Below are 20,886 nucleotides of genomic sequence, written 5' to 3' on the forward strand. Positions count from 1 at the left end.
GGCGCGTCGGAGGCGTGTTCCCGAGAAATATTTCACGAGTAAAACACCTGCTAATCTTGTTTCCCATGAGCAGTGCGACCCCCGCCCCCACCCCACGCGCCCGACGTCTCCCGCTCACCGGCGTGCTGCGTCTCGGCCGGCCCTCCGACATCTGGTTCAAGCCCGCGCTCAGCGTGGTCGCCTCGGTCGCCCCGCCCAACCTGACCCTGCTGGCCCTCGGTCGCCTCGACCTGGCGATGTACACGATGGCCGGGTCCCTGTGCGCGCTCTACGCCCACAACAAGCCGTACGCCGCCCGGGCCCGCGCCTTGGTGTGGGTGGTGCTCGGGATGGTCGGCGGTCTCGCCGTCGCACTGGTCACGGCCTCCCTCACCACCGACGCCGTCGTGCTGGTCACGGTCGGCGCCGCCCTGGCCGCCGTACAGAAGGGGCTCTGCGACGCGACCCGGATCGGCCCGCCCGGGAACGTCGTCCTCACCTTCATCAGCTCGGCCTCGCTCTTCGCACCGCAGACGCTCGGCCAGGTTCCCGGCCACCTCGCGCTGGCGGTCGCCGCGGGCGCCTGGGCATGGCTCGTCTGCATGGCGCCCGGCCTCGTCCGGCCCTACGGCCCCGAGCGCCGCGCCACCGCCCAGGCCCTGAACGCGGCTGCCGCGTACGCCGCCGCACACGGCACCGGAAAGGGCCATGCACGCGCGCGTGCCGACGATGACAGCCCACGCGCGTGTGCCGACGACGACCACCCACGCGCGCGTGCCGCCGCGGCAGCCGCCATCCACGCCGCCTGGCAGTCCCTGCTCGCCACCGGCACCCCCACCCCGCCCCGACGCGCCCTCGAACGCCTCCTCGTCCGTGCCGAGGTCGCGCTCGCCGCGCCCGCGGACGCCGACCCGGAGCGCTTGGGCACCTGGGCGCACGAACTGCGCAGCAGGGGACCGGTCCCGCAGACCGACGCCCCGGCGGGCGCCGTGGCCGAACTCCTCGGCGTGGACGCCGAACTCGCCACTCCCGCCCGCCCGTTGTGGACCAGGCTCGGCCGGCTCACCCCCCTCGTCCTGCGCACGGCACTCGGCTGCGCCCTCGCCGGATACGCCTCCCTCGCCCTCGGCGTGGGCCGTCCCTACTGGGCCCTGGTCACCGCCGCTTCCCTCTACCAGGCCAACATCACGCTCACCTGGAGCCGGGGCGTGCAGCGGGTCGTCGGCAATCTCGCCGGTGTGCTGGTCTTCGCCGCGGTGGCCCCGCTCGCCCATGCGCACCCGACGGCCCTCGTACTGTGCTGTCTCGCCTTCGGCTTCGGTGCCGAGGCGCTGATCAGCCGCAACTACTGGCTCGGCAGCGTCTGTGTGACCCCGATGGCGCTGCTCATCACCGAGTTCGCCCGAGCCCAGCAGCCCGGTGAACTGATCACCGAGAGGGTCGTGGACACCCTCGTCGGCGCCCTGGTCGGCCTTGTCGCCGCGGCCGCCGTCACCAACCGCCGCGCGACCGACCGCATCGAGGAGGCGCTGGCGGCGGTGGAACGGGCAGGTGAGCGCGCCGCACACCTCCTGGCGGAGCCGACTCCCGCGCCCGGAGCCCTGGAATCCGCGCACCGCGCGCTCGCTGCCGCCCTGGTCGAACTCCGTGCCACCGCCGACGCCGCGTCCGGCGAGTGGTGGCAGCGCGCCCTGCCCCAGGAGCGGGTCGTGCTCGCCGAGCAGTCCGGACACCGTACGCTCGCCGCGACGGTACGACGCCAGGAGTCGCACTCCTGGCCGACCGCGGATCGGTGCACGGGCTGGAAGACGGAGGGCGTACGGGGATGACGGCAACCAATGGACGGCCGGTGGACGGCGCGGCCCGCCCCACCGCTCCGAGTGCGACCCGGCGCGATACCGTCGCCGCCGTCGTCGGGCAGTGGCAGACCGTGCACCCCGACCTCGACACCGGCCCGATGGAGATCATCGGCCGCATCAACCGGTGCGCCGCCCTGCTCCAGCAGGCCGAGGACGCGCCCCTGCGCCGGGCCGGGCTCAGCCGCCCCGAGTTCGACCTCCTCGGCGCGCTCCGCCGCACCGGGCACGAGCTGACACCGAGCGAGCTGACCCGGGAGACCTTCTCCTCGGGCGCCGCCGTCACCAAGCGCCTCAAGCAGCTGACCGAGCGAGGGCTCGTGGAACGCCGAGGCGACACCCGCGACCGCCGCGTCGCCCACGTCCGCCTCACGGACGCCGGACGCGAACTCGTCGACGCCATCCTGCCCGAGCAGCTCGCCTACGAGACCACCGTGCTCTCCGGACTGGACGACCCCGGGCAGGGCGAACTGGCCACCCTGCTCGGCGAGTTGCTGGTTCAGCTGGAAGGCCGGCTGGGCATGCTGCGCGTCTGAGCCGCGTACACGGGCGCCGATGGACCGTTGACGCGAGTCCCGTGATCTCCCTACGTTCGACCAGGCCGGTTCGGGACGCCGACTGGCGTACGACATGTCGAACAAGGGATTGATGCCGTGGCAGCCGCAGCCTCCACCGCCCCCACCTCTGGGAAACTCGTCATCGACCTCGGCACCGACACGGGCCCCTTCCACGGAGGCGCGAGCGGCACGCTCTACGGCCTCTACGGCGACGGCGTCCCCAGCCGCAACGCCGTCGAGGGCATGTACGTCCACACGGTCTCCACCAAGGCCCAGGACGGCACCCAGCACCCGGGCGCCGACGCCCTGGAGATCCTGGAACCCTTCGTCGAGGCGGGCGGCAAGGACGTCTACGTCTACATGACCGACATCTACCGGGGCTTCCCCTACGAATGGCCCGGCGCCACCGGAGCCGAACGCCTCGCCGACTTCACGGCACGCGTCCGCAGGCAGGTCGAACAGGTGCTGGCGCTCGGCGCGTACAAGTCCCATGTCGTGTACGTCCCGTTCAATGAGCCCGAGGGCAACATGTACGGCACGGGGGAGTGGGGCTACGACCAGGTCTCCTGGCGCACCCACCCGCACCACTACTTCGCCGCTTGGCGGGACCTCTACCGGCTCATCAAGGAACTCCACCCGGGCGCCCGCATCGCCGGCCCCAACACCTGCGAACTGTACGACGAGGTCAAGGGCTTCCTGGAGTTCGCCAAGGCCGAGGACGTGCTGCCCGACGTCGTCACCTGGCACGAGCTGTCCTCGCCCGACGAGATCCGCACGAACGTGGCCAAGTACCGCGCGCTGGAGCGGGAGTTGGGCATCGAGCCACTCCCCGTCAACATCAACGAGTACGCCCACAACTACCACGTGTCCGTCCCGGGGCAGATGATCCAGTGGATCGCCGCGATCGAGGAGTCCAAGGTCGACGCCGACATGGCGTACTGGAACATCGACGGCAACCTCAACGACTCGGTCGTGGAGGCCAACAAGGGCAACGGCCAGTGGTGGCTCTTCAACGCCTACGGGCAGTTCACCGGCAACACCGTCCGCGTCACCGCGCCTCACCCCAACGTCCAGTACACGCTGCAGGGCGTCGCCGCGCTCGACCGGACCAAGCGGCAGGCGCGCGTACTGCTCGGCGGTGCGGGCGGATCCGCGGACGTCGTGTTCGAGCGCGTGGACCCCGAAGTCTTCGGTGCGACCGTCCACGTACGGCTCCTGGAGATCCCCTGGACGGGCCAAGTCGGCGTCTCGGCACAGCCGTTGAGGCTGGCAGATAGCGAACTGCCTGTCATCGAGGGCAAAGTGACGGTGCGTCTGGCGGACCTGGAGGAGATGTCGGCATACCAAGTGATCCTCTCTCCGGGAGGCAAGGGGGCCGTAGCACTGCCGCCCTCGGTCGGCTGGCGGCACACGTACCAGGCCGAGGACGCGGCCTACATCGGCGACGGCCATTCGCTCAACGGACCCGAGGGGTCGCCGTCCGACGTCGACAAGTTCGCCGGCTCGACCGGCTATCACGTGGGCGGACTCCGCACAGGCTCCGACGGCGTGCTCGCCTTCTCCGTGGAGGTCCCGCAGGACGGGACGTACGACCTGAGCGTCTATGCCAACTCGTACAACCTGGCCGACGCGGTGCGCGAGCAGGGGCCCACCAACGTCTTCCTCCGCGTCGACGGCAGGCACCCGCAGGAACTCCGGCTGCCGCTCGGCTACAAGTGGGCGGTGTGGGGTCACGCCGACACCCGGGTCGAGCTGACCGCCGGCAAGCACACGATCACCCTCGCCGCCCTGGACCCCGACCTCGGCGCCACACGTGGTGACGCGGTCATCGACAAGCTCGACCTCGCCCTGCGCGACGAGTGCGTGACCGCTCCCGCGCTGTACGACGCCGAGTTCGCGGTCCTGGGTGGTGGTGCGCGCGTCGACTACGCGCAGCGCGGAGCTTCGGGCCCCGGTGTCGCCGTACTCCCGAGGGGCGGCACGGCAACCTTCTGGGTGCACGCGGCGGAGGACGGAGAGGCGACGGTGACCGTCGATGTGATCGGCTCCGGGGAGGGGGAGTTGACGATTAACGGTGAGAACGTAGGGATTGTTGAACGATCCGACGTCCCCCTGTTCCTCGCGTCGGGCATCAACAAGATCACCGTCACCGGAACTTCGGACGAACTCATCCTGGACCGCCTCCGCACAGGCCCCTCACGCGGCCTCCTCCCCACCTCGACGCACCCGGCGGAGGAAGGCACCACGACCGGCAGCGCCAGGACCACCGGCGCCTATACGTTCGCCACGGGCGGCAAGGTGGTCGACGGCATCGGCACCGGACCCGCGAACGCCCTCACCGTCACCGTGACGGCGGAGCGGGCAGGCCGCCACGCGCTCACGATCCGCTACTCCAACGGCGAACAGGCGCCCGCCACCCACTACAACCCGGACCCGGTCTGCCGCCACGCCGACATCGCGATCAACGGGGCCGCCCCGCAGCGCGTCCTGTTCCCCACCACCTTCCACTTCAACAACTTCCACGACCTCTCCGTCCCTGTCACCCTCGACCAGGGCACCAACACCCTCACCTTCACCGCCGACGAACTCCCGGACCACGACGGCCGGTCCATGAACCAATACGGCCAACGCTCCGCGTACGCGCCGGTGATCGACCGGGTGACGGTGACGCGGTTGGCGTGAGGGTGAGGGCGGAGGAGTGGGAAACGGGGGCGCCGCCTCAGCTCTCCCCGCCCTCCGCATACACCCCGAACACCGCCCCCTGCGGATCCCGCAGCACCGCGATCCGCCGCACGTCGGCCATGGACGTGGGTTCCATGAGGACCGTGCCGCCCGCCGCCGTCACCGTCGCGGCGGTGGTGTCGACGTCCGCCACGGCGAAGTACGGCAGCCAGTGCGGGGACACCTCCGGCGGGAACTTCTCGTCCATCGTCATCATGCCGCCGAAGTCGGCGCCGTCGATGCCCCATTGCGGGTAGTGCGCCGAGGGACGGACGGTCCAGCCGAAGACCGTCGTGTAGAAGGTCTCCGCCCGCTCGGGCGCCCGTGTCAGCAGTTCCACCCAGCCCAGCGCGCCGGGCGCGTTGAACAGCCCGGCGCCGGGAAAGGTGCGGGCCTGCCAGGTCTGGAACGCGGCGCCGCCCGGGTCGAGGGCGACCGTGAAGCGGCCGATGTCGAACACGTCAATCGGTTCCATCAGCAGGGTCCCGCCCGCCGCGCGTATCTTCGCCGCCGTCGCGTCGGCGTCCGCGACCGCGAACGACACGTTCCACGCGACCGGTTGCGACTCCTGGAACAGCGGCGTCAGCGCGGCGACCGCCGCGTCCCCGATGTGCGCGACCGTGTAGCCGCCGGCCTCCTGCCGGGGGTCGGTCTCCGGACGCCAGCCGAACACGTCCGCGTAGAACCGCTTGGCCGCCTCCAGATCACTGGTCCCCAGTTCGGCCCAGCAGGGTCCACCGGTCACCGGTCCGTCGAGCTTCATGGCGTTCCTTCCGCGGAAAGCTCCCCTCCCAGCACGCTAAGCCCGGGCCGCGACCCCGGCCATCCGGGCGCGGAAGGCCGCCCTGGCCGCCGTAGGCCCGGATTTTCCGCAGCCTCTAGATCCCCGGCCGGTACCGCAGCGGATGATCCGCGGGCACCTCCACCAGCACGATCCGGGTCCCGTCCGGATCCGCGACCCACATCTCCACCAGTCCCCAGGGCTCCTTGACCGGCGGTCGCACGATCTCGACCCCCTTCGCCCGCAGCTCCTCGTGCGCGGCCCCCGCGTCCGCGACCTGCAACCACAGTTGTGCGGCGGCGGGGGAGGGCGGGGTGTCCGAGCGCCCGGAGACCTCCAGGAAGCCTCCGCCGAGGAAGTAGACGGTCCCCCGCCCCACGCCTGTGCCGAACTCCCGGTAGACGGGCAGCCCCAACTGCTCGCCGTAGAAGGCGCGGGACCGCTCGGGATCGGTGGGCCGCAGCAGGATGCGGCTGCTCAGTACGTGCACCATGCGGCCGGAGCCTAGTCTCCGAGGCCGCGTTACTCTCGTCTCTGCTCGAGCCGCGCCCTGATCGGAGTTGTGCACCATGGACACCGCCGCCACCGGACTGACCTTCCGCGACGCCACTGACGCCGATGCGGACGCCTTGGTCGTGTTGATCGAGTCGGCTTATCGGGGGGACGCCAGTCGGGCCGGCTGGACCACCGAGGCGGACATCCTCGAAGGGCAGCGGACCGACCCCGAAGGTGTGCTCGCGGTCATCAAGTCGCCCGACAGCCGACTGCTGGTCGTGGAACGCGACGGGCAGGTCGTCGCCTGCTGTCAGCTCGAACACCGCGGCGATCACGCCTACTTCGGGATGTTCGCCGTCAGCCCGCAGCTCCAGGGTGGCGGCCTCGGCAAGGTGATCATCGCGGAGGCGGAGCGCGCGGCCCGGGAGACCTGGGGCGTGCGGGAGATGCACATGACCGTGATCTCCGTACGGAACGACCTCATCGCCTGGTACGAGCGGCGCGGCTATCGCCGTACGGGCCGGATGACCCCGTTCCCGTACGGCGACGAGCGGTTCGGTGTGCCGCAGCGCGACGACCTGCAGTTCGAGCTGCTGGTCAAGGAACTCGCATAGCCGCTACGCCGTAAAGCGGCCCGTGCGTTTGATCTCCGGGTAGTCGGTGGTCGCGCCGTCCAGCTCCAGGGCGCGGACGAGCCGCAGCTGGTCCTGGGTGTTCACCACCCAGCCGATGATCTTCAGGTCCGCCTTGCGGGCCGCCTCGACGACCTCCAGGGTGAGCCGGCGGATGTTGAGGCAGACCGTTTCGGCACCGGCCTCGGTGGCCCGCTCCACCACGTCCGGGCCGAAACGGCTGGCGATCAGTGCGGTGCGGACGCCGGGCACCAGGCGGGCGATCTCGGCGATCGCCTCGTCGTGGAACGAGGACACCTCGACCCGCCCGACCAGGTCCCGCCGGTGCATGACCTCGGCCAGCGCCCGCGCCGCCGCCAGATCCTTGATCTCGGCCTGGATCGGCGACCCGACCGCGTCCAGTACCTCTTCGAAGACCGGCACGCGCTCGCCGCGGCCCGCGTCCAGGGTGCGCAGCTCGCCGAGGGTCTGCCCGGCGATCGGACCGGTTCCGTCGGTCGTACGGTCCACGTCGGCGTCGTGCATGACGACGAGGGCGCCGTCGCTGCTCAGATGCAGATCGAGTTCGATGACATCGAGGCCGGCCTGCTCGGCGGCGACGAAGGAACGGAGAGTGTTCTCGGGTTCGAGACCCATGACTCCGCGGTGACCGATGGTAAGGAAGTTCAAGGTTCAACTCGCTTCCGTCGACGGCGGCTCGGCACGCACGCGTGGGCGCGGCCGGACACCGGCGTCCACGCGGCAGAGCCGCAGCCTAATGGCCGGGCCCGGCGATGTACCCGCGCGTACACGGCGGATTCGGGGTGCGCCTCGAGCTCACTGTGCGACGCCGTCACCCGGCCGTGGGCGAGTCCCGCGGGCGTTGACCGAAACCGGCCCTCGGGAGAGGACGCCCGCTCGCCTACCCCGCCGCAGCGGAAGTAATCGCCATCTCTGTGTCCGACAGGAAAAAAGGCGGTGACAGTCGAGAGGCGCAGGATAAATTGCGGGAGCTCCCCTTGCTGGGAGAAACCATGAACACATACGCTGTCCATACGCGAGGTTCTCCCGTGGAAGGTGGGACATGACGGAAATTCTTGTGCAGGTGGGTTCGGAGGAGCGGGTTCCTCCCGTGACCAGGGTGGTGGAGCATCCGGCATGGCCCGTGCTCAAGGATGCCGTGGAGCGGATCCGGCCATGGCAGTCCAAGGACGGCTCGATCGACTTCGCGGCCGAGGACGCCCCGGACCGCTCGGACGCCGAGTTCGCGGTGCGCCGCGTGACGGGCGCCGTCGAGGAGCTTTCCCCGCTGCTCCCGCACGATGCCGCGTACCACGCCGCGCTCGTCAGGGATCTGGAGCAGTGGGCCGCCGACGGCTTCCAGGTGCCCGACTTCCTCGACTCGCTGCTGGCCTTCCAGCCCGCCGCGCACCGCCGGGACGGACTCCAGCACCTGGTCGTCTTCCCGATGTACACGCAGAACGGCAACCCGGACCGCAACCTCGAAGCGGTCGTCCTGCGCATGGTCTGGCCCGACTGGCTGGCCGAGCTGGAGGCGACCCGCTACGACAACCCGCTGTTCTGCGGGATCACCTTCGAGGACTTCACGTCCGGCTACGACACCAACTCCGCCGTGCTCTTCCCGGAGACCATCGCCGTACGCCAGGCGCCGGAACGATTCTCCTGGGGTGGCATCTTCTGCGACCGCGAGGCCGCCCGATTCCGCCGGGTCACCGAGGCCGCCGTCGACATCCTGGGCATGCGACTGCCCGAGGACGTCGCCACGATGGTCCATGACCAGAAGCGCTGCGAGGAGGCCTTCGTCCTGTGGGACATGGTCCACGACCGCACCCACAGCCACGGCGACCTGCCCTTCGACCCGTTCATGATCAAGCAGCGCCAGCCGTTCTGGATGTACGGCCTGGAGGAGCTGCGCTGCGACCTCACCGCCTTCAAGGAGGCCGTGAAGCTGGAGGCCGACGGCGTCCCGCAGGCCCGTGACGTGCAGTACGCGGTCCTCTTCGACCGCATGTTCCGCTTCCCGGTCACCGGCGAGCGCGTCCGCAACTACGACGGTCTCGGCGGCCAGCTCCTCTTCGCCTACCTGCACAAGCACGACGTCGTCCGCTGGACCGACAACAAGCTGCACATCGACTGGCAGCGCGCCCCCGAGGTCACCAACCAGCTGTGCGCCGACATTGAGGACCTCTACCGCGCGGGCATCGACCGCCCCAAGCTCGTCCACTGGTTCAAGGCCTACGAGCTGGTCGCCACCTACCTCGCTCCGCACCCGGGCTCCAAGTGGGCCAAGGGCCCGGACGCCCTCGACCTGAGCCAGCCGCCGCGGAAACTCGTGGATGACGTGCTTCCGGACGAGTTTCCGCTGAGCATGTTCTATGAGGCACTCTCCAAGAAGCTGAAGAACGTGATCGCCTCGACCAAGGGCATCACCGCGGAGAGCGCCGAGCGGATCGCCGCGTGAGCGACCGCAGCACCGAAGTGGCTCAGGAGGCGAGGACCATGGGGAACGGGGCGCTCAACGGCGCGGTGATCGCGGTGGCCGGAGCGGGCGGGCCCGCGGGCCGTGCCGTGCTGCTGCGGCTCGCCGAGGCGGGCGCGACCGTCGTCGGCTCGGACGCGCATCCCGAGCGCCTGGCGGAGGCCGTGGACGCGGCCCGCTACGCGCACGGCGGCGCCACCGTCGTAGGCGACACCGTCGACCTGCTCGACCCGCAGGCGACCCGCGACTGGGCCGCGCACATCGAGAAGGACTTCGGCCATGTCGACGGCCTGGTCCACCTCGTCGGCGGCTGGCGCGGCAGCGCCACCTTCACCGACACCGACCTCGCCGACTGGGACCTGCTCGAGAAGCTGCTCATCCGCACCGTGCAGCACACCTCCCTGGCCTTCTACGACGGCCTGGAGCGCAGCGAACGCGGCCGCTACCTCCTGATCAGCGCGGCCGGCGCCAGCAAGCCCACGGCGGGCAACGCGGCGTACTCCGCCTCGAAGGCCGCCGCCGAGGCCTGGACCCTTGCGATGGCCGACGGCTACCGCAAGGGCGCCGGCGAGGACGGTCTCACGTCCGCCGCCGCCGTCATGGTGGTGAAGGCGCTGGTGCACGACGCGATGCGCGCCGAACGCCCCAACGCGAAGTTCGCGGGCTTCACCGACGTCAAGGACCTCGCCGAGGCCATCGCCGGCGTCTGGGACAAGCCCGCCTCCGAAGTGAACGGAAACCGTCTGTGGCTGACCGAGAAGCCGTGAACCCTCCGAAGACCGACGCCCGTCGCCATCACGACCCGGAGATCCGCGGCTTCGCCAGCGACAACTACGCCGGCGCCCACCCCGAGGTGCTCGCCGCCCTCGCCCTCGCGAACGGCGGCCACCAGGTCGCCTACGGCGAGGACGACTACACCGACCACCTCCAGGGCATCATCCGCAGCCACTTCGGCCCTACGGCCGAGGCCTTCCCGGTCTTCAACGGCACCGGCGCGAACGTCGTCGCGCTCCAGGCGGTCACCGACCGCTGGGGCGCGGTGATCTGCGCCGAGAGCGCGCACATCAACGTCGACGAGGGCGGCGCCCCCGAACGCATGGGCGGCCTCAAGCTCCTCACGGTGCCCACCCCGGACGGCAAGCTCACGCCCGAACTGATCGACCGGCAGGCCTACGGCTGGGACGACGAGCACCGCGCGATGCCGCAGGTCGTCTCGATCACCCAGAGCACCGAACTCGGCACCCTCTACTCGCCCGACGAGATCCGCGCGATCTGCGACCACGCCCACGCGCGCGGGATGAGGGTCCACCTCGACGGCTCCCGGATAGCCAACGCGGCGGCCTCCCTGGACGTCCCCATGCGGACGTTCACCAACGCGGTCGGCGTCGACATCCTGTCCCTGGGCGGTACGAAGAACGGTGCTCTCTTCGGCGAGGCGGTCGTGGTGATCAACCAGGACGCCGTCAGCCACATGAAGCACTTGCGCAAGCTGTCCATGCAGCTCGCCTCCAAGATGCGCTTCGTTTCTGTGCAGTTGGAGGCGCTTCTCGCCAAGGACCTGTGGCTGCGCAACGCCCGCCACGCCAACGAGATGGCCCAGCGCCTCGCCGAGGGCGTCCGCGCGGTGCACGGCGTGGAGATCCTCTACCCGGTGCAGGCCAACGGCGTCTTCGCCCGCCTTCCGCACGACGTGAGCGTGCGCCTGCAGCAGCGGTTCCGCTTCTACTTCTGGAACGAGGCGGCCGGCGACGTCCGCTGGATGTGCGGCTTCGACACGACCGAGGACGACGTGGACGCGTTCGTGGCGGCGCTCAAGGAAGAGATGGCGCGCTAGACGATTCCAAAGAGCTGTTGCATAGGTATGCGGTCACCTGAAAAGTCATTGACTCTCGGGTGATCGCTTTCCTATGCTCTGCAGGCATGGAGCTGATCCAGAACACCCCCGACCTGTCCGCCTATTTGGCCGCCGACGAGGTCATCGACCATGGCCATCCCCTTGTGCTGGAGACGGCCGCGCGGCTGGCCAGGAGTGCGACGGACTCGTATGCCTATGCACGGCTGGCGTTCGAGTTCGTGCGGGACGCCATCCCGCACTCGCAGGACTCCGGTGATCCGCGCGTCACCTGGCGGGCCTCCGACGTGCTCGAGCAGGGCACCGGCATCTGCTACGCAAAGGCGCACGCCCTGGCCGCGCTGCTGCGGGCCGAGGACATCCCGACGGCGTTGTGCTACCAGAAGTTCGACGTTGTCCACGGGCTGGTCGCCGTGCGGTTCAACGGGGCCTGGCACCGGCAGGATCCGCGCGGCAACAAGCCGGGCGTGGACGCGCAGTTCTCGCTCGACGGCGAGCGGCTGGCCTTGGTGCCCGATCCGGAGTTCAATGAGCTGGACTATCCAGTCCTGTATGCTGAACCGCACCCGGTCGTACTGAGCGCCCTCAAGGCCGCCCGCGACCGGCCGCACCTCTGGAAGACGCTCCCGACCGCACTCTGAGGCAGACCATGACCCTCACCCTGACCGTGTCCGACGAAGTCCGCGCCCTTGCCCCCGGGTTCACGCATGTAGCGATCGAGGCGACCGGACTGGTCAACGGGCCGAGCACCGACGCGAGTTCGGCGCTCCTCGACGACGCGGCCCGCCGTCTGGCCGTACGACTGGACGGGCGCGCCCCGCACGAGGACCCGCACATGGCGGCCTGGCGCGAGGTGTACACGGCGTTCGGATCGAAGCCGTCGCGCACTCGCAACTCGGCGGAGGCGCTGGCCAAGAGGGCGCTCTCGGACGGCGGGCTGCCCCGCATCAATGTGCTGGTCGACCTCTACAACGCCATCAGCGTCGCCCACTTGATCCCCGTGGGCGGCGAGGACACCGACCGCATCCAGGGCGGGATGACGCTCGTACGGGCCACCGGGGACGAGGACTTCGTGACCGTCGCGGGCGGCGAGGAGGTCGTCGAACACCCCGACGCGGGCGAGGTGGTGTGGTGCGACGCGGCCGGTGTCACATGCCGTCGCTGGAACTGGCGGCAGGGGCCGCGCACCAGGCTCACCGAGGAAACGGCCTCCGCCGTCTTCCTGTTGGAGAGTCTGGCGCCGATGCCCGTCGCCGAGGTCGAGCGGGCGGGTGCCGAACTCGCCGAACTGCTCGAGAAGTTCAGCCCCGGGGCGCGGATCACCGTCCACGCCCCGGCGTGACGATTCAGCGCGCCTCGGCCGCCTTGACCTCTTCGGGAGTGGGTGCCGTACCACCGAGATGGGCCGGCATCCACCATGTGTCGTCCGGGCCCTTGGGCCGTACCGGATAGGCGCGCTGGGCGGCCTCCAGCAGCTCCTGGACGCGCTCGCGCAGCCGGCGGGTGATCGCACCCGCGTACTGGTCCTGGGGAGCCTCCACCGGCTCGCCCACCCGGATGGTGATCGGGGTGTGGCTGCGCTTGAAGTTCTTCGGGTGGCCCTTGGTCCACAGGCGCTGGGTGCCCCACAGAGCCATCGGGATCAGCGGGACGCCGGCCTCCTGAGCCATGCGCGCGGCACCGGACTTGAAGCTCTTCAGGGTGAAGGACTGGGAGATCGTCGCCTCGGGGAAGACGCCGACGATCTCACCGTCGCGCAGGGACTGCAGCGCGTGCTGGTAGGCCGTCTCGCCCTGCTTGCGGTCCACCGGGATGTGCTTCATGCCGCGCATCAGGGGGCCCGAGATCTTGTGCCGGAACACCGACTCCTTCGCCATGAAGCGCACCAGGCGCTTCTGCGGCAGGGCGGCCAGACCGTCGAAGATGAAGTCCAGGTAGCTGATGTGATTACTGACCAGCACGGCGCCGCCCGAGCGCGGAATGTTCTCCGATCCCTTGCAGTCGATCTTGAGGTCCCAGGCCTTGAACAACGTTTGGGCGAGACCGACGACGGGACGGTAGACAAGCTCAGCCATGGACGGGGTGGACCCTTCTCTCTGCCTGAAGGGGTTCTCCGGGCGGGAAAGTTACGCAGCCGTAGGTTTACGGCATTGCGCAGATCGTGCCCGAAGAACGAACGACTGGCCAGTCCTCGTGCCGCAGAACGGCGAGATCCTCGTCACGTCCATCACTTGATCCACCTCGGCCTTTTAAATTGCCTTTACTGTGCACGTACCGTCACGCGGCGCGCGAGCAGGTACATCTCGCACCCGAGGCAGTACCCGAACGCGGCATTGAGGAACGCGGCGGCGAGCGCCAGGCCGGTGGCCGCGAGCCCCAGCCAGGTGGGCCCCAGGCCGAAACCGACCAGCCCCACCACGGCGAAGACCAGTCCGACCGTCTGCGCGAACCGCGGCGGCTGAGGCGCCTCGAACTCGGTCGGCGGCCCGATCCGCGGCCGTACGACCGTCCGGAACAGCCAGCCGTACGGCGAACGGCCCACGCCGCCCGCCGCGCCCAGCGCGAACGCCAGGGTCTGCCAGGCCAGCAGCCAGAAGCTGCCGGTGATCAGCACGACCGCCAGTACTACGGTCGTCAGGGCCGCCCCGAAGCGCGGTCCTCGTACGTCGATGTCCATGAATCAAGGATTCCGCAGCGGAAACGATTCCGGGTGCCGGGAATCTTTGCAGTCTCGTGAACGCTGGAGGATTCGATGACCGGACTTGTGGTGTGCGTGGTGGTGCTCGCGGCGGCGAGCGCCTACGGAGTGCTGCATCGGCGGCGGGGCGGGAGAGTGCGCGTGCGTGGGCGCGACGGCGGAAAGCGGCTCGGCGCCGCCGAGTTGGGCGGCGACCTCGGCGAGAGGGCAACCCTGGTGCAGTTCTCCAGCGCCTTCTGCGCGCCCTGCCGGGCCACGCGCCGGGTGCTGGGCGAGGTGGCCGGCATGGTCCCGGGTGTCCAGCACATCGAGATCGACGCCGAGGACCATCTGGACCTCGTACGGGAACTCGACATCCTGAAGACCCCCACCGTGCTGGTCCTCGACGCCGACGGGCGGGTCGTACGGCGTGCCACCGGCCTCCCCCGCAAGGCGGATGTCATCGCGGCTCTGGGTGAGGCGGTCTGACGGTTGTGACGACTTCGGTGAGCCATCTCCCATATGCCGGAACGTACTTGACTGCGCGCACCACCTATCGTCAACCTGACCGTATGCCTACGGAACTCCTTCTCTTCGGGCGGGTGCACGTCGACCTGGCCCGCACCGCGAGCGCGCGCTGTCCGGGCTGTTGAGCAGCCACGGACCCCGCTCGTCCCCTCCGCAGAAGGACACGTCCATGACGGCCACGCCCGACCTCGGCACCCGTACTCCTCAGCACGCCTCTCCCGACCTGCTGCGCTCCGTCTTCCGGCAGCACGCCGCCGGTGTGGCGGTGATCACCGCGCGCGGTGAGAACGGCCCGGTCGGCTTCACCGCCACCTCCCTCAGTTCCGTCTCCGCACAGCCCCCGATGCTGTCCTTCGGGATCAGCACCGGCGCGTCCAGCTGGCCGGCGATATCCGGGGCCGACCATGTCGGCGTGCACATACTCGGCGAGCACCAGGAGCAGTTGGCCGCCACCTTCGCCCGCAGCGGCGCCGACCGGTTCGGGGCGCCCACCGCCTGGCACGAGGGGCCCGAGGGCGTGCCGGTCCTGGATGACGTGCTGGCCTGGCTGGTGTGCCGGGTCGTCGCGCGCGTGCCCGCGGGGGATCACCGCATCGTCCTGGCCGAGGTCGTCCTCGGCGACCCGGCCGGCTCCGGCCGCCCGCTCCTCTACCACCAGGGGCGCTTCAACGGGCTGCGTGACTGAGGCCACTCCCGGTAGGTGACGGGCCACCCTGCGAAAGCGTCGAGTTCCGATTACGCTGCGTTGCACAGGTCACAGTTCAAAGCGCTTGCTTAGCGGGCACCCCCTGGGGGAGCGTAGTGGTGCGTACTGGCGAGTAATATTTCGCTCGGAGCACCGGTCGCCCCCACCGGGAACGGCCGTTCTAGGCGCCTATGCTGCCTGGAAGTAGGCAGCCGAAAAATGACGATGCAGTAGGAGAGCCGGCGTGAGCTTGAGGATCGTTGTCACTGTGAAGTACGTGCCCGACGCCACTGGCGACCGGCACTTCGCCGATGACCTGACCGTCGACCGGGACGACGTGGACGGTCTGCTCTCCGAGCTCGACGAGTACGCGGTCGAGCAGGCGCTGCAGATCTCCGAGAACTCGGACGACGACGTGGAGATCACCGTCCTGACCGTGGGCCCGGAGGACGCCAAGGACGCCCTGCGCAAGGCGCTGTCCATGGGCGCCGACAAGGCGATCCACGTCGAGGACGACGACCTGCACGGCAGCGACGTCATCGGCACCTCCCTGGTGCTGGCCAAGGCGATCGAGAAGGCCGGCTTCGACCTGGTCGTCTCCGGCATGGCCTCCACCGACGGCACCGCCGGTGTGATCCCCGCCCTGCTGGCCGAGCGCCTGGGCGTCCCGCAGGTCACGCTGCTCTCCGAGGTCTCCGTCGCGGACGGCGTCGTCAAGGGCCGCCGTGACGGCGACACCGCCTCCGAGCAGCTCGAGGCCTCCCTGCCGGCCGTCGTGTCCGTCACCGACCAGTCGGGCGAGGCGCGTTACCCGTCCTTCAAGGGCATCATGGCCGCCAAGAAGAAGCCGGTTCAGGCCTGGGACCTCTCCGACCTGGAGATCGACACCGACGAGGTCGGCCTCGAAGGTGCCTGGACGGCCGTCGACTCCGCGGCGCAGCGCCCCGCGCGCACCGCCGGCACGATCGTCAAGGACGAGGGCGAGGGCGGCAAGCAGCTCGCCGAGTTCCTCGCGGGCCAGAAGTTCATCTAAGGCCCCAAGGGTCACGGCCCAACTCGCTTACCTCCCCTCAGACTTCGCACGCACGCAGGAGACCATTCCCATGGCTGAAGTTCTCGTCTACGTCGACCACGTGGACGGCGCCGTCCGCAAGCCCACCCTGGAGCTGCTGACCCTGGCCCGCCGTATCGGCGAGCCCGTCGCGGTCGCCCTCGGCCCCGGTGCCGAGAACACCGCCGCCGCGCTCGCCGAGCACGGCGCGGTGAAGGTGCTCGCCCACGACGCCGCCGAGTACGCCGACTACCTCGTCGTACCGAAGGTGGACGCCCTCCAGGCCGCCTACGAGGCCGTCTCCCCGGCCGCCGTCCTGGTGCCGTCCTCCGCCGAGGGCAAGGAGATCGCCGCCCGCCTCGCGGTGCGCATCGGCTCCGGCATCATCACCGACGCCACCGACCTGGAGGCCGGTGACGAGGGTCCCGTGGCCACGCAGTCGGTGTTCGCCGCCTCCTTCACCACCAAGACCCGTGTCTCCAAGGGCACCCCGGTCATCACCGTGAAGCCGAACTCGGCCGCCGTGGAGGCCGCTCCGGCCGCCGGCACCGTCGAGGCCCTCGCGGTCACCTTCTCCGACAAGGCCACCGGTACCAAGGTCACCGCGCGCACCCCGCGCGAGTCGACCGGCCGTCCGGAGCTGACCGAGGCCGCGATCGTCGTCTCCGGCGGCCGTGGTGTCAACGGCTCGGAGAACTTCGCGATCATCGAGGCCCTCGCCGACTCCCTCGGCGCGGCCGTCGGCGCCTCGCGTGCCGCCGTCGACGCCGGCTGGTACCCGCACTCGAACCAGGTCGGCCAGACCGGCAAGAGCGTCTCCCCGCAGCTCTACATCGCCAACGGCATCTCCGGCGCCATCCAGCACCGCGCCGGCATGCAGACGTCGAAGACGATCGTGGCCGTCAACAAGGACGCCGAGGCCCCGATCTTCGACCTCGTCGACTACGGCGTGGTCGGCGACCTCTTCGACGTCGTCCCGCAGCTCACCGAGGAGATCAACACCCGCAAGGGCTGATCCCCGCAAGCTCGTACGAGGCCCTCGTGACCCGCGTGGTCACGGGGGCCTTCGCGCGTACCGAACCGCTCATCCCAGGCTGATCGTGGACCGCACCGGCAGATGGTCGCTCGGGAACTGGCTGTTCTCGGAATAGGTGTCGACGGCCGACCGGTGCACGGTGACTCCCGGGGTGACCAGGATCCAGTCGATGCGGTCACCGTTCGGCAGGAGCTCGTGGTAGCCGTGGAAGGTGGCGTACGAGAGCCCGCGTCCGGCTGCCGCGTCCCAGGCGTCCTTGAGACCGGCGCCCAGCATCGTGTCGTAGACCGCGGTGGTGTGCGCGGCGGTGTTGAAGTCGCCGGTCACCACGAGCGGCAGGGAGCGGTCGAAGCGGGCGATGCGCTGGGCGATGAGTGAGGCGGCACGCTCGCGTGCGTACTGACTCGCGTTGTCCAGGTGGGTGTTGAGGACGTAGAACTGCCGGCCGCCGTCCCCGAGGTCGCGGAAGCGGATCCACGTGACGAGGCGCGGATGGGCGCCGCCCCAGGTGTTCGACCCGGTCACGGAGGGAGTGTCGGAGAGCCAGTACTGGTCGTACGCGACAGGGGCGAGACGGCGGGTGTCGTAGAAGATCGCCGTCTCCTCGTGGTCGCTGCCGCCCTTGATGCCGCTGCCGATCCAGTCGTAGTGCGGCGCGAGGTCGTGCTTGATGTCCTGGAGCTGCGTGTAGAGGCCCTCCTGGGTGCCGATGATGTCGGGGGCCGCCCGGAGCAGCAGGTCGCGCAGCACCGGACGGCGGTCCTTCCAGCTGTTGGGCTCGTCGCTGCTCGCGTAGCGCAGGTTGAACGTCATGACGTCCAGCAGGCGGGTGTCGTGCCGGACGGCGGTGGTGGAGCGTACGGTTCCGATCAATGGCAGGGCTACGGCGGCCGCCACCAGCGTGGTCAGCCCCGCGCGACGCGTCACCGTTCTGACACTCGACATGTGCATCCCTCCCCTTGCGAGTCAGGATGAAGGGGCGAGGCGCCGGGCGGAAGGGGGCCTCGGGGCGGGAGTGAACGCCATGGGTTCACGCCGTGGACAGGGTGTTGACCGGCGGGAACCTCCATGGATAACTTCGTTCTACGGATTGTTGATTCCGTAGAGCGGAAACCTGGAGGGTGTGGGATGGGTCAGGGCCAGCAGGAGAAGGTGGCGACGAGCCTCGCGGGCGCGATCAGCGAGGAGATCAGCGCCTCCCTGGCACCGGTCGACGCCGAACTGGAGCGCCGCTACCCCGGAGACCCCGGCACCCGCCAGCCCGTCCACACGGTCTACGTCCCCGGCGACGTCTTCGCCGCCGACACGATCCGCTCCTGGGGCGACCGGGCCCTCGCCGCCCTCGACGAACACGCCCCCGACGCGGCCTCCTTCGCCGCCGTCCTCGGCCTCTCCGACGTACTCGCCGAGCCCGTCCACGCGCGCGTGCGCGCCAAGTTGGAGCGCGAGCCCATCGAGGACCTGCGGGTCGACTTCGAGGACGGCTACGGCCCGCGCCCCGACGCCGAGGAGGACGAGACCGCCGCCCGCGCGGCCCGGCTGATCGCCGAGGCGTACGACAAGGGCACGGCGGCGCCGTACATGGGCATCCGGATGAAGTGCATGGAGGCACCGGTGCGCGACCGGGGCATCCGGACCCTCGACATCTTCCTGACCGGGCTCATGGAGGCAGGAGGCCTGCCCGAGGGCCTGGTCCTGACCCTCCCCAAGGTCACCTACGCCGAGCAGGTCACCGCGATGGTGCGCCTCCTGGAGGCCTTCGAGAAGGCGCACGGACTCGACGCGGGCCGGATCGGCTTCGAGATCCAGATCGAGACCAGCCAGTCCATCCTCGCCACCGACGGCACGGCGACCGTCGCCCGCATGATCCAGGCCGCCGAGGGCCGCGCCACCGGCCTGCACTACGGCACCTTCGACTACAGCGCCTGCCTCGGCGTCTCCGCCGCGTACCAGGCGAGCGACCACCCGGCCGCCGACCACGCGAAGGCGATCATGCAGGTAGCGGCGGCGGGGACGGGAGTACGGGTGTCGGACGGCTCGACGAACGTCCTTCCGGTCGGCCCCACCGCGCAGGTCCACGACGCCTGGCGGCTGCACTACGGCCTCACCCGGCGGGCGCTGTCCCGCGCCTACTACCAGGGCTGGGACATGCACCCCGGCCACATCCCCACCCGCTACGCGGCCGTCTTCGCCTTCTACCGCGAGGGCTTCGAGCAGGCCGCCGCCCGCCTCGCCCGCTACGCCAACCGGGCCGGCGGCGACGTCATGGACGAGCCCGCGACCGCCAAGGCCCTCAGCGGCTATCTGCTGCGCGGCCTGGACTGCGGGGCGCTCGACATCGCCGAGGTGGCGAGGGCGACCGGGCTGACCCGCATGGACCTGGAGGGCTTCGCCGCGCCGCGCCGGGGCGACCTGACGGCGTCCGCCAAGTAGCGGACCTGTCACAGCTGTTGGCGCCGACTTCTGTTGTCACTGCCGCCCCGTAGGCTGTACGGCACTCAGGGAAGTGCCACAGGACGGGGCGGCGGTGACTTCGGCTTCGGCTTCGGAGGAGAGCGGACGCGTGGACGACGGGGTCGGCCGACTGCTGGCCGGGCGCTATCGCGTCGTCGGCAGGCTCGGGCGCGGCGGCATGGGCGTCGTCTGGCGGGCCGTCGACGAGGTCCTCGGCCGTGAGGTCGCCGTCAAGGAACTGCGCACCTTCACCGACGCCTACGCGCCCGAACTGGCCGATCTGCGCCTGCGGATGCAGCGCGAGGCGCGGGCGGCGGCGCGGGTCCGTCATCCCGGCGTGGTCGCCGTGCACGACATCGCCGAGGTCGACGGACGCCCGCTGATCGTCATGGAGTTGATCGACGGCCCGTCCCTGGACGACGTCCTCGGGGAGCGCGGCCCGATCGATCCCGGCGAGGCGGCCGCGATCGGCGCGAAGGTGATGGAGGCGCTGGCCGCGGCGCACTCCGTGGGGGTCCTGCACCGTGATGTGAAGCCCGGCAACATCCTGTTGGACCGCTCCGGCCGCGTCGTCCTCACGGACTTCGGCATAGCCACCATGGACGACCCCGGCGACGGCTCCGCCACCCACCTCACCCGCAGCGGCGAACTCATCGGCTCCCTGGACTACTTGGCCCCCGAACGCGCCCAGGGCGCCGACCCCGGCCCGGCCTCCGACGTCTGGGCCCTCGGCGCCACGCTCTACGCGGCGGTCGAGGGCACGTCCCCGTTCCGCCGCACCTCGACGTACTCCACCCTCACTGCCATCGTCTCCGAGCCACTTCCGGAGCCCCGCCGGGCGGGTCGACTTGGGCCCGTCCTTCGCCAACTCATGCAGAAGCGGGCGGAGTTGCGTCCTGGGGCCGATGTGGCACGGGGGTTGTTGGAGGGGGTGGCGGGGGCGCCGGAGGCGGATTCGGCTACGGCTCGGTTGCGGGGGACGGGTGGCAGGGCTGCTGGGGTGCCGGTGGGGTTGGGGGCGTTGCCGCCGGGGTTTGTTGGGGTGGAGAACGGGGTCGGTGTGGTGGATCCGAGGGGGAGTGCGGGGGCGGGGACCGGCGGCG

At 70.3% G+C, this 20,886-nt stretch carries 21 protein-coding genes; 15 read left to right on the top strand and 6 right to left on the bottom strand.

The features are described 5' to 3' along the window. Nucleotides 1-65: 65 nt before the first annotated feature. The 3 genes from OO70_RS13410 to OO70_RS13420 all read left to right on the top strand — a co-directional run bounded on the left by OO70_RS13410 (nt 66) and on the right by OO70_RS13420 (nt 5,074). The gene (locus tag OO70_RS13410) at nt 66-1,808 is read left to right on the top strand and encodes an FUSC family protein (protein ID WP_043668937.1); all 1,743 of its coding nucleotides are present in this window, start codon (nt 66-68) and stop codon (nt 1,806-1,808) included. Further along, nucleotides 1,805-2,371 (top strand): MarR family winged helix-turn-helix transcriptional regulator, encoded by a 567-nt coding sequence (locus OO70_RS13415; RefSeq protein ID WP_043668940.1) that lies wholly within the window; start codon nt 1,805-1,807, stop codon nt 2,369-2,371. The genes OO70_RS13410 and OO70_RS13415 overlap by 4 nt, the downstream gene beginning before the upstream one ends. A 117-nt stretch (nt 2,372-2,488) precedes the next feature. Beyond that, nucleotides 2,489-5,074 (top strand): carbohydrate-binding protein, encoded by a 2,586-nt coding sequence (locus tag OO70_RS13420; protein ID WP_043668943.1) that lies wholly within the window; start codon nt 2,489-2,491, stop codon nt 5,072-5,074. Between the two features lie 37 nt (nt 5,075-5,111). Here the strand turns inward: OO70_RS13420 and OO70_RS13425 are convergent, their stop codons facing one another. Further along, nucleotides 5,112-5,876 (bottom strand): VOC family protein, encoded by a 765-nt coding sequence (locus OO70_RS13425; protein ID WP_043668946.1) that lies wholly within the window; start codon nt 5,874-5,876, stop codon nt 5,112-5,114. Between the two features lie 115 nt (nt 5,877-5,991). Continuing rightward, nucleotides 5,992-6,387, bottom strand: a complete 396-nt coding sequence (locus tag OO70_RS13430; protein ID WP_043668949.1) for a VOC family protein — start codon at nt 6,385-6,387, stop codon at nt 5,992-5,994. Between the two features lie 76 nt (nt 6,388-6,463). On the opposite strand from OO70_RS13430, the gene OO70_RS13435 reads away from it, so the two are divergent. Next, nucleotides 6,464-7,003 (top strand): GNAT family N-acetyltransferase, encoded by a 540-nt coding sequence (locus OO70_RS13435; protein WP_043668952.1) that lies wholly within the window; start codon nt 6,464-6,466, stop codon nt 7,001-7,003. Nucleotides 7,004-7,006: 3 nt separating this feature from the next. Here OO70_RS13435 and OO70_RS13440 read toward each other — a convergent pair whose 3' ends face one another. After that, nucleotides 7,007-7,690: a glycerophosphodiester phosphodiesterase gene (locus tag OO70_RS13440; RefSeq protein WP_078651379.1), complete on the bottom strand. Its 684-nt coding sequence runs from the start codon at nt 7,688-7,690 to the stop codon at nt 7,007-7,009. Nucleotides 7,691-8,084: 394 nt separating this feature from the next. On the opposite strand from OO70_RS13440, the gene OO70_RS13445 reads away from it, so the two are divergent. The 5 genes from OO70_RS13445 to OO70_RS13465 all read left to right on the top strand — a co-directional run bounded on the left by OO70_RS13445 (nt 8,085) and on the right by OO70_RS13465 (nt 12,694). Further along, complete coding sequence (locus tag OO70_RS13445) at nt 8,085-9,482, top strand: DUF6421 family protein (RefSeq protein WP_043668958.1); 1,398 nt, start codon at nt 8,085-8,087, stop codon at nt 9,480-9,482. Between the two features lie 38 nt (nt 9,483-9,520). Further along, nucleotides 9,521-10,267, top strand: a complete 747-nt coding sequence (locus OO70_RS13450) for an SDR family oxidoreductase (protein WP_043668961.1) — start codon at nt 9,521-9,523, stop codon at nt 10,265-10,267. Next, nucleotides 10,264-11,334 carry a threonine aldolase family protein gene (locus OO70_RS13455; protein ID WP_043668964.1) on the top strand — a complete coding sequence of 357 codons (1,071 nt, stop codon included), beginning with the start codon at nt 10,264-10,266 and terminating at the stop codon, nt 11,332-11,334. Before OO70_RS13450 ends, OO70_RS13455 begins: the two co-directional genes overlap by 4 nt. An 86-nt stretch (nt 11,335-11,420) precedes the next feature. Beyond that, nucleotides 11,421-11,993 (top strand): transglutaminase domain-containing protein, encoded by a 573-nt coding sequence (locus OO70_RS13460; protein ID WP_043668967.1) that lies wholly within the window; start codon nt 11,421-11,423, stop codon nt 11,991-11,993. 8 nt (nt 11,994-12,001) lie between these two features. Further along, a complete protein-coding gene (locus tag OO70_RS13465; RefSeq protein ID WP_043668970.1) occupies nt 12,002-12,694 on the top strand; it encodes a B3/B4 domain-containing protein in 693 nt (230 codons plus the stop codon). A gap of 4 nt (nt 12,695-12,698) precedes the next feature. Here the strand turns inward: OO70_RS13465 and OO70_RS13470 are convergent, their stop codons facing one another. Both OO70_RS13470 and OO70_RS13475 read right to left on the bottom strand, forming a co-directional pair. Continuing rightward, nucleotides 12,699-13,427: a lysophospholipid acyltransferase family protein gene (locus OO70_RS13470; RefSeq protein ID WP_043668973.1), complete on the bottom strand. Its 729-nt coding sequence runs from the start codon at nt 13,425-13,427 to the stop codon at nt 12,699-12,701. Between the two features lie 185 nt (nt 13,428-13,612). After that, entirely contained in the window at nt 13,613-14,029 is a 417-nt protein-coding gene (locus tag OO70_RS13475; RefSeq protein WP_043668976.1) for a DUF4395 domain-containing protein, read from the bottom strand. 75 nt (nt 14,030-14,104) lie between these two features. Here OO70_RS13475 and OO70_RS13480 point away from each other — a divergent pair, with 75 nt between their 5' ends. The 4 genes from OO70_RS13480 to OO70_RS13495 all read left to right on the top strand — a co-directional run bounded on the left by OO70_RS13480 (nt 14,105) and on the right by OO70_RS13495 (nt 17,308). Continuing rightward, a complete protein-coding gene (locus OO70_RS13480) occupies nt 14,105-14,518 on the top strand; it encodes a TlpA family protein disulfide reductase (RefSeq protein WP_043668979.1) in 414 nt (137 codons plus the stop codon). A gap of 208 nt (nt 14,519-14,726) precedes the next feature. After that, a complete protein-coding gene (locus OO70_RS13485; RefSeq protein ID WP_043668982.1) occupies nt 14,727-15,242 on the top strand; it encodes a flavin reductase family protein in 516 nt (171 codons plus the stop codon). Between the two features lie 244 nt (nt 15,243-15,486). Continuing rightward, nucleotides 15,487-16,275 carry an electron transfer flavoprotein subunit beta/FixA family protein gene (locus tag OO70_RS13490; protein WP_043668985.1) on the top strand — a complete coding sequence of 263 codons (789 nt, stop codon included), beginning with the start codon at nt 15,487-15,489 and terminating at the stop codon, nt 16,273-16,275. A gap of 70 nt (nt 16,276-16,345) precedes the next feature. Then, nucleotides 16,346-17,308 carry an electron transfer flavoprotein subunit alpha/FixB family protein gene (locus OO70_RS13495; protein ID WP_043668987.1) on the top strand — a complete coding sequence of 321 codons (963 nt, stop codon included), beginning with the start codon at nt 16,346-16,348 and terminating at the stop codon, nt 17,306-17,308. A 69-nt stretch (nt 17,309-17,377) separates the two neighbouring features. Here the strand turns inward: OO70_RS13495 and OO70_RS13500 are convergent, their stop codons facing one another. Then, nucleotides 17,378-18,274 carry an endonuclease/exonuclease/phosphatase family protein gene (locus tag OO70_RS13500; RefSeq protein ID WP_043668990.1) on the bottom strand — a complete coding sequence of 299 codons (897 nt, stop codon included), beginning with the start codon at nt 18,272-18,274 and terminating at the stop codon, nt 17,378-17,380. Nucleotides 18,275-18,457: 183 nt separating this feature from the next. Here OO70_RS13500 and OO70_RS13505 point away from each other — a divergent pair, with 183 nt between their 5' ends. Both OO70_RS13505 and OO70_RS13510 read left to right on the top strand, forming a co-directional pair. Then, complete coding sequence (locus OO70_RS13505) at nt 18,458-19,762, top strand: DUF6986 family protein (protein ID WP_043668992.1); 1,305 nt, start codon at nt 18,458-18,460, stop codon at nt 19,760-19,762. Between the two features lie 199 nt (nt 19,763-19,961). Then, on the top strand, nt 19,962-20,886 hold a 925-nt coding region (locus tag OO70_RS13510), incomplete at its 3' end, for a serine/threonine-protein kinase (RefSeq protein WP_234336838.1).

This window comes from Streptomyces xylophagus (assembly GCF_000716435.1).
Taxonomy (GTDB): Bacteria; Actinomycetota; Actinomycetes; order Streptomycetales; family Streptomycetaceae; genus Streptomyces; species Streptomyces xylophagus.